7 protein-coding genes are annotated in these 8,303 nt (G+C 67.9%); 5 read left to right on the top strand and 2 right to left on the bottom strand.

The features are described from left to right. Positions 1 to 150: 150 nt before the first annotated feature. The gene (hutC, locus tag ACYPYD_RS06305) at positions 151 to 885 is read right to left on the bottom strand and encodes a histidine utilization repressor (protein WP_008833402.1); all 735 of its coding nucleotides are present in this window, start codon (positions 883 to 885) and stop codon (positions 151 to 153) included. Positions 886 to 887: 2 nt separating this feature from the next. After that, positions 888 to 2,267: a formimidoylglutamate deiminase gene (locus tag ACYPYD_RS06310; RefSeq protein ID WP_211151603.1), complete on the bottom strand. Its 1,380-nt coding sequence runs from the start codon at positions 2,265 to 2,267 to the stop codon at positions 888 to 890. 89 nt (positions 2,268 to 2,356) lie between these two features. On the opposite strand from ACYPYD_RS06310, the gene hutI reads away from it, so the two are divergent. The 5 genes from hutI to ACYPYD_RS06335 all read left to right on the top strand — a co-directional run bounded on the left by hutI (position 2,357) and on the right by ACYPYD_RS06335 (position 8,236). Further along, complete coding sequence (gene hutI, locus ACYPYD_RS06315; RefSeq protein WP_008829315.1) at positions 2,357 to 3,553, top strand: imidazolonepropionase; 1,197 nt, start codon at positions 2,357 to 2,359, stop codon at positions 3,551 to 3,553. Continuing rightward, entirely contained in the window at positions 3,550 to 5,079 is a 1,530-nt protein-coding gene (gene hutH, locus ACYPYD_RS06320) for a histidine ammonia-lyase (protein ID WP_459662497.1), read from the top strand. The genes hutI and hutH overlap by 4 nt, the downstream gene beginning before the upstream one ends. Next, positions 5,076 to 5,888 carry an N-formylglutamate deformylase gene (gene hutG, locus ACYPYD_RS06325; RefSeq protein WP_459662498.1) on the top strand — a complete coding sequence of 271 codons (813 nt, stop codon included), beginning with the start codon at positions 5,076 to 5,078 and terminating at the stop codon, positions 5,886 to 5,888. The genes hutH and hutG overlap by 4 nt, the downstream gene beginning before the upstream one ends. 1 nt (position 5,889) lies before the next feature. Continuing rightward, positions 5,890 to 7,554: a urocanate hydratase gene (gene hutU / locus ACYPYD_RS06330; RefSeq protein ID WP_459662499.1), complete on the top strand. Its 1,665-nt coding sequence runs from the start codon at positions 5,890 to 5,892 to the stop codon at positions 7,552 to 7,554. 124 nt (positions 7,555 to 7,678) lie between these two features. Continuing rightward, the gene (locus tag ACYPYD_RS06335; protein WP_459662501.1) at positions 7,679 to 8,236 is read left to right on the top strand and encodes a HutD/Ves family protein; all 558 of its coding nucleotides are present in this window, start codon (positions 7,679 to 7,681) and stop codon (positions 8,234 to 8,236) included. The last annotated feature ends 67 nt before the right edge of the window (positions 8,237 to 8,303 follow it).

Genomic DNA, 8,303 nt, shown 5'->3' on the forward strand with positions numbered 1-8,303 from the left:
CGATTGTGGTAACTTCCGACACGGACGCCTCCTCAAGTGGTGTTCAACACCTCCACTATGGCACATCGATGCCGTCGGGGGGCGTCCACCCCATCACCCAAATCCGCCGTCACCCTGAACTTTATCCGGACAGGTCCGCTCCCCATCCATTCAAACTTTCATACCTTCCCGCGGCATACCGCCGAATGGCGCCACCGGGCCGAAGCGCGCCACCATGTCGTAGGCATCGCCGAGGAACAGCTGGCGCACGTAAGTAATCCGCTCCGAGCCGCGCCACGTCCGGCGCTCGACGCACAGACACGGCGTTCCGACCGCCACGCCCAGCCATTCCGCTTCCTCGACTTGCGCGCCGACGGCCGAGATGCGCGTCTCCGCCTCGGTCCAGGGCACGTGCCGCAGGAGCCACGTCCCCGGAGGAACCGCGTCGAGGTCGGCGCCAACGATCTCCGGCACGGCCAGAGCGCTTACCAGGCGGAACTCCACGCCAAGCGGCGCGCCATCGACGAGGTGCAGGCCATCGATGTGGACCAGTTCCCCGCCGCCCGCGAGCAGCACTTCCTCCTCGTCATCGCCCGCTGCCCGGACCCGGCGGCGGATGGGCTGGAAAGCATAGTCCTGCCCGCGCTCGCGCACTTGCGCGGCGATGTCGGGCACGTCGAGCACCATTGAATGGACCTTCGGACGCGCCACGAACGTCCCCGCCCGCTTGCGCCGGTCGATCAGCCCCGCCGCGACGAGCGCCGAGAGCGCCTTGTTCACGGTCATGCGCGAGCAGCCGTATTCCTGCATCAGCTCCTGCTCGATCGGCAGGCGGTCACCGGGAGCCAGTTCGCCGCCGAGGATGCGGCCCTCGAAATCCGATCGAATGCGTTCGTGAAGGGGCATTCTCACGCGATCAGTGTCTCCAGTACCTTGGCATAGTCGCGGACCACCCGGTCGCGGACATGGTGGCGCCCTTCGCTCACCAGCTTGTCGCCATGGCGCCACACGCAGTCAATGGCCGAGCGCCCGGCGGCGAAGACGAAGCTGTCGGTTATCGCATCGCCCGCCCGGTGCACCATCGCCGGATGATCGAGGTTCAGGCTGACGATGTCGGCAGGCAGGCCGACCGCGATGCCGCCCTCGACGCCCAATGCCGCCGCCCCGCCCGTCAGCGCGCCTGCGTAAAGATCCGCGCCGGTGGAGCGGCCGCTTTCCCGGGCCATTACGTTGCGCGCGCGGCGCGTCAGGCGCTGGCCGTATTCGAGCAGGCGCAGTTCCTCGGCCGCGTCGATCAGCACGTTGGAATCGCTGCCGATGCCATAGCGGCCACCCGCCTGCAGGAACGCTTCCACCGGGAACAGCCCGTCTCCGAGGTTCGCCTCGGTGATCGGGCATAGCCCTGCCACCGCACCGCTACGCGCCGCGGCAACGGTTTCGCTTTCCGTCATGTGCGTGGCATGGACGAGGCACCAGCGCGCGTCCACTTCGGCATTGTTCAGCAGCCATTCGACTGGGCGCCGACCGCTCCATGCGAGGCAGTCGTCCACTTCTTTCACCTGCTCGGCGATGTGGATGTGAACCGGACGGGCTTTCGCCAGCGGTTCGAGATCGCGCAGCTGATCGGGCGAGACGGCGCGCAGGGAATGCGGCGCCACGCCGACCACGGCATCGGGCAGCGCGCGGGCATGGGCCTCAGCCCCTTCCAGCAACCGTGCGTAGCGGTCCAGATCGTTGACGAAGCGCGCCTGCGCGGGGGCTGGCGGTTGCGCGCCGAACCCGGCGTAGCTGTATAGCACCGGCAGCAGCGTCATGCCGATGCCGGTGTCCCCGGCCGCCGCCAGCACCGCCGCGCTCATCTGCGCGACGTCGACGAAGGCGCGGCCCTCGCGGTCGTGGTGCAGGTAATGGAACTCGCCGACGCGGGTGAAGCCGCCTTCCAGCATCTCGACATAGGCCATCGCGGCGATGGCGCGCACGTCGTCCGGGGTCATGCGCTGGACGAAGCGGTACATGATCTCGCGCCAGGTCCAGAAGCTGTCGTTCGCAGGGCCGCGCTGCTCGGCAAGGCCCGCCATGCCGCGCTGGAAGGCATGGCTGTGCAGGTTGGGCATTCCGGGCAGCGCGCAAGGGTGGCGCTCGTCTCCAGGCGAGGGTTCCGCACCTGCATCGACAGCGGCGATCCGCCCCTGCTCCAGCGTAACGCGGACATTCCGCGCCCAGCCTTCGGGCAGCAGACAATGCTCGAAAAACAATGACCTGTGCCGCCCATCCGACCTTGCCGACATGAATCTGCTCCTTGCTTCGATTTTTTGTCTATACATTAATTTTGAACGGTGCAATCACAATGGGCGAGGCAAACGAGGGCCACGGAATCATGCTGTACGACACCGTCTGGAAAGGCGCCCGGCTCGCCACTATGGCAGGTGAAGGCATGGGCGCGGTGGACCATGGCGTGATCGCGGCAAAGGACGGCATGATCGCTTACGCCGGGCCTGCTGCGGAGGCTCCGGCCCTCCATGCGAAGCGGATCGTCGACTGCAAAGGCCGCTGGATCACCCCGGGCCTGATCGACTGCCACACCCACCTGATCCACGGCGGTGACCGCGCGGCCGAGTTCGAGATGCGCCTGGGCGGCGCCTCCTACGAGGAGATCGCGCGGGCCGGGGGCGGTATCGTCTCCACCATGCGCGCCACCCGGGCCGCGAGCGAGGACGAACTCGTCGCCGCCGCCCTGCCCCGCCTCGATGCGCTGATCGCGGAAGGCGCGACCACGGTGGAGGTCAAGTCCGGCTACGGCCTCGACCGCGACAGCGAGATCCGCATGCTGCGCGCCGCCCGCCGTCTGGGTGAAGAACGCGCGGTGTCCATCGCCACCACTTTCCTCGGCGCGCATGCCCTGCCGCCCGAGTTCGCGGACGACGCGGACGGCTACATCGCCCTGCTCTGCGACGAAGTGCTGCCCGAGGTCGCCGCGCTCGGCCTTGCCGATGCGGTGGACGCCTTCTGCGAGAGCATCGGCTTCACCCCGGCGCAGACGGAGCGCATGTTCGCCGCCGCCGCGCGCCACGTCCTACCGGTGAAGCTTCATGCCGAGCAGCTTTCCAACCTCCACGGCGCGGCGCTGGCGGCGCGGCACGGGGCGTTGTCCGCCGATCACCTCGAACATCTCGACGAGGCCGGGATCGCCGCCATGGCCGCATCAGGCACCGTCGCCACCTTGCTGCCGGGCGCGTACTATTTCGTGCGCGAGACTAAGCTGCCGCCGGTCGCGGGCCTGCGCTCCGCCGGGGTGCCCATCGCACTGGCGACCGACTGCAACCCCGGCACGTCGCCGCTCACCTCGCTGCTGCTGACGATGAACATGGGCGCGACGCTGTTCCGCCTCACCGTGCCTGAATGCCTTGCAGGCGTCACTCGCAATGCCGCGCGCGCCCTCGGGCTTGCGGATCGCGGCACGCTGGAGGCGGGCAAGCGCTGCGATCTCGCCATCTGGGACGTCGAACGTCCCGCGCAGCTGGTTTATCGCATGGGGTTCAATCCGCTCCATGCCCGCATCTGGAGTGGTCAATGAATCCTGTCCTGCTCACACCTGGTAGTGTCCCGCTGGCGGACTGGCGCGCGGTCTATCGCGGCGCCGCCGTCACGCTCGACCCGGCCTGCGCGCCGCGCGTGGCGGAAAGCGCCGCCGCCGTTGCGCGCATTCTGGCGAAGGGCGCGCCGGTCTACGGCATCAACACCGGCTTCGGTAAGCTCGCCAGCGTGCGGATCGGGGACGAGGACCTCGCGACGCTCCAGCGCAACATCGTGCTGAGCCACGCAGCGGGCACGGGTGCGCCTTCGCCGGTGCCGGTGATCCGGCTGATGATGGCGCTGAAGCTCGCCAGCCTGGCGCAAGGCGCATCGGGCGTGCGCCCCGAGACGGTGGCGCTGCTGGAGGCGATGCTGGTCAAGGGGCTGACCCCGGTGGTGCCATGCCAGGGCTCGGTCGGTGCGAGCGGAGACCTTGCCCCCCTTTCCCACATGGCCGCGACGATGATCGGCGTGGGCGAGATCTTCTACGAAGGCGAACGCCTGCCCGCCGCCGAGGCGCTGCACAGAGCGGCACTCACCAGCACTCAACTGGGGCCTAAAGAGGGCCTGGCGCTGCTCAACGGCACCCAGTTCTCGACCGCCAACGCACTGGCCGGGCTGTTCGAGGCCGAACTGCTGTTCCGCTCCGCGCTCGTCACCGGCGCGCTCTCGACCGAGGCGGCCAAGGGCTCCGACACCCCGTTCGACCCGCGCATCCACACGCTAAGGCGACATCGGGGTCAAATCGAGGTTGCCGATGCCCTGCGCAGCCTGATGACCGGCAGCGCCATCCGCGCCAGCCATCTGGAAAACGATGCGCGCGTGCAGGATCCCTACTGCCTGCGCTGTCAGCCGCAGGTCATGGGCGCCGCGCTCGACATTCTGCGCCAGGCCGCGACCACGCTGGAGATCGAGGCCAACGGCGTTTCCGACAACCCGCTGATCTTCCCGGAGACCGACGAAGCGCTTTCGGGCGGCAACTTCCATGCCGAGCCGGTCGCCTTCGCCGCCGACATGATCGCCATGGCCATCTGCGAGATCGGCTCGATCGCCGAGCGCCGCATCGCCATGCTGGTGGACCCCGCGTTGTCCGGCCTGCCCGCCTTCCTGACGCCGCGCCCCGGCCTCAATTCGGGGTTCATGATCCCGCAGGTGACCGCCGCCGCGCTCGTCAGCGAAAACAAGCAGCGCGCCTATCCGGCCAGCGTGGATTCGATCCCGACCTCGGCCAATCAGGAAGACCACGTCTCGATGGCCGCCCACGGCGCGCGCCGCCTGCTCGACATGGCGGAAAATGCCACCGCCGTGCTGGGCATCGAACTGCTCGCCGCCGCGCAGGGGTGCGACTTTCATGCCCCGCTCGCGTCCAGCGATGCGCTTGAGGCAGCCCGCGCAACCCTGCGTGACAAGGTGCCGACGCTGGAGGACGACCGCCATTTCCACCCCGACATGGAGGCGGCCAACCTGCTGATCCGTTCGGGCGCGCTGCTTGCCTCCGCAGGTGACAGCCTCCCCGGTGTAGCGTGAGCGACTGGCTCAAAGTCATCGAAGGCGACGCCCCCCTCATCGTCGCCTTCCCCCACGTCGGCACCCAGCTTGCCGACGTGGGGAACCTCTTCGCGTCCGAGTGGCTGGCGCGGCGCGATGCCGACTGGTGGGTGGACGAACTCTACGCCTTCGCCGCCGATCTTGGCGCCACCCTTGTCAGCACGCGCATCTCGCGCAGCGTGATCGACCTCAACCGCGATCCTTCGGGCGCCTCGCTCTATCCGGGGCAGGCGACGACCGAACTGTGCCCGACGACTACCTTCGATGGCGAACCGCTCTATGCGGGTGAAGCGCCGGGCGAGGCCGAAATCGCCCGCCGCCTCGCGCTCTGGTTCGATCCGTACCATGCTGCGCTGCAGGCCCAGATCGACCGGCTGCGCGCCGTCCATGGCCGGGTGGTGCTCTACGACGCGCACTCGATCCGCAGCCATGTGCCGCGCCTGTTCGACGGCGAACTGCCGCAGTTCAACATCGGCACCAACGGCGGCAAGACCTGCGATCCCGCGCTGGCGGCCGCCGTCGAAGGCATCTGCGCCCAATCGGGCGAGAGCCACGTCCTCGACGGCCGCTTCCGGGGTGGCTGGACCACCCGGCATTACGGCCAGCCCGACAAGGGCGTTCACGCCATCCAGATGGAACTCGCCATCCACGGCTACATGGACGAACCCGAGATGCTCGGCGAGGCCAACTGGCCCCCCGCCTTCGATCCGGCGCGCGCCGCCGCGATCACCGAGACGCTTTCCCAGATCATGAAGGCTGCCCGCGCCTTCGCTCTTCAGGAATCCTGACATGACCCGTATCGACAATACCCGCGTCATCAAGCCCGCCACCGGCACGCAGCTTTCCGCGAAAAGCTGGCTAACCGAAGCGCCTTTGCGCATGCTGATGAACAACCTCCACCCAGATGTCGCCGAACGTCCGGAGGAGCTGGTGGTCTACGGCGGCATCGGCCGCGCCGCGCGCGACTGGGAGAGCTACGACCGGATCGTCGAGACTCTCCAGCGCCTTGAAGACAACGAGACGCTGCTGGTCCAGTCCGGCAAGCCGGTCGGCGTGTTCCGCACCCATGCCGATGCGCCGCGCGTGCTGATCGCCAATTCCAACCTCGTGCCGCACTGGGCGAACTGGGAGCATTTCAACGAACTCGATAAGCGCGGCCTTGCCATGTACGGGCAGATGACCGCCGGTTCGTGGATCTACATCGGCACGCAGGGCATCGTTCAGGGCACGTACGAGACGTTCGTGGAGATGGGCCGCCAGCACCATGGCGGCGACCTTTCGGGCAAGTGGCTGCTGACGGCGGGCCTTGGCGGCATGGGCGGCGCGCAGCCGCTGGCGGCGGTCATGGCGGGCGCATCGTGCCTTGCCATCGAGTGCCAGCCCAGCCGGATCGAGATGCGCCTGCGCACCGGCTATCTCGACAAGTCCGCCGCCACCATCGAAGAGGCCATGGCCATCATCGAGCAGGCGAAGGCGAACGGAAAGCCCGTCTCGGTCGGCCTGCTGGGCAATGCCGCCGAGCTGCTGCCCGAAATCTACGCGCGCGGCATTCGCCCCGACCTGCTGACCGACCAGACCAGCGCCCACGATCCGATCAACGGCTACCTCCCCGCAGGCTGGATTGTCGCCGAATGGATCGAACGGCGCGAGCGCGAACCCGAGGCAGTCGCCAAGGCCGCCAAGGCATCGATGGCGCAGCATGTACGCGCGATGCTGGACTTTCAGGCGGCCGGGGTTCCCACCACCGACTACGGCAACAACATCCGCCAGGTCGCGCTGGACGAGGGCGTGGCGAACGCCTTCGACTTCCCCGGCTTCGTGCCTGCCTATATCCGTCCGCTGTTCTGCCGGGGCGTCGGGCCGTTCCGCTGGGCGGCGCTTTCGGGCGATCCGGAGGATATCTACAAGACCGACGCCAAGGTGAAGGAACTGCTGCCGGACAACGCGCACCTGCACAACTGGCTCGACATGGCGCGCGAGAAGATCCACTTCCAGGGCCTTCCGGCGCGCATCTGCTGGGTAGGTCTGGGCGACCGCCACCGTCTCGGCCTCGCCTTCAATGAGATGGTCGCGAAGGGCGAACTCAAGGCCCCGGTCGTGATCGGCCGCGACCACCTCGACAGCGGCTCGGTCGCCTCCCCTAACCGCGAGACCGAGGCGATGCAGGACGGGTCGGACGCGGTGTCGGACTGGCCGCTGCTCAACGCCCTGCTCAACACCGCCAGCGGCGCGACATGGGTGTCGCTGCACCACGGCGGCGGCGTGGGCATGGGCTTCTCGCAGCATTCGGGCATGGTGATCGTGGCCGACGGCACGCCCGAGGCAGCCGCACGGCTTGAGCGCGTGCTGTGGAACGACCCGGCCACCGGCGTCATGCGCCATGCCGACGCGGGCTACGAGATCGCGCGGGACTGCGCGGTGGAAAAGGGGCTGGACCTGCCGGGCATCCTGTAATCCTTCCCCCATGCTCGTCATTGCGAGCGCAGCGAAGCAATCCAGGGCCGCGTAAACCGCCCTGGATTGCTTCGTCGGCTTCGCCTCCTCGCAATGACGAATGTATTTTCGTGAGTATCCGCCCATGACCATCGCCCGCATCATCCGCGCCGCCGACTGCCCGGAGGTTCCGTGGAAGAACGGCGGCGGCACCACGCGCGAGATCGCCGTCTTTCCGCCCGGCGCGGGCATGGACGATTTCCTGTGGCGCCTCAGCATGGCGCGCGTCGAACAGGCCGGACCGTTCTCGTCATTCGAGGGCATCGACCGAACGCTGTCGGTGCTCGAAGGCACCCTGCATTTATCCGGAGCCGTCGACGCAGTACTCGACCCCGTCAGCGCGCCCTTCCCTTTCGACGGCGCTGCGAGCGTCGAGGGTGTCCCGCTGGGCGGGCCGGTGCTCGACCTCAACGCCATGGTTCGCCGCGGCGCTTACACTTGCGAGATGCAGCGCATCGCATCCGGCGAAACCTTCACCCCCGCAGGCACGGCGTTCCTCCTTGCGCTGGAACCGCAGTCGCTCGGCCATGCCGATCTTGGCTATCTCGACTGCGCCCAGATCGACGGCCCCGTCACCGCGACAGGTTATGCGATACTGGTGAGCTTTTCTTCCCTCGCGCCAAGCGCAAGCACCCCACCTTAAACCCCTTTCGTCATTGCGAGCGCAGCGAAGCAATCCAGAGCGGTGTAAGGCTGCCCTGGATTGCTTC

The organism is Novosphingobium sp. 11B (genome assembly GCF_054589055.1).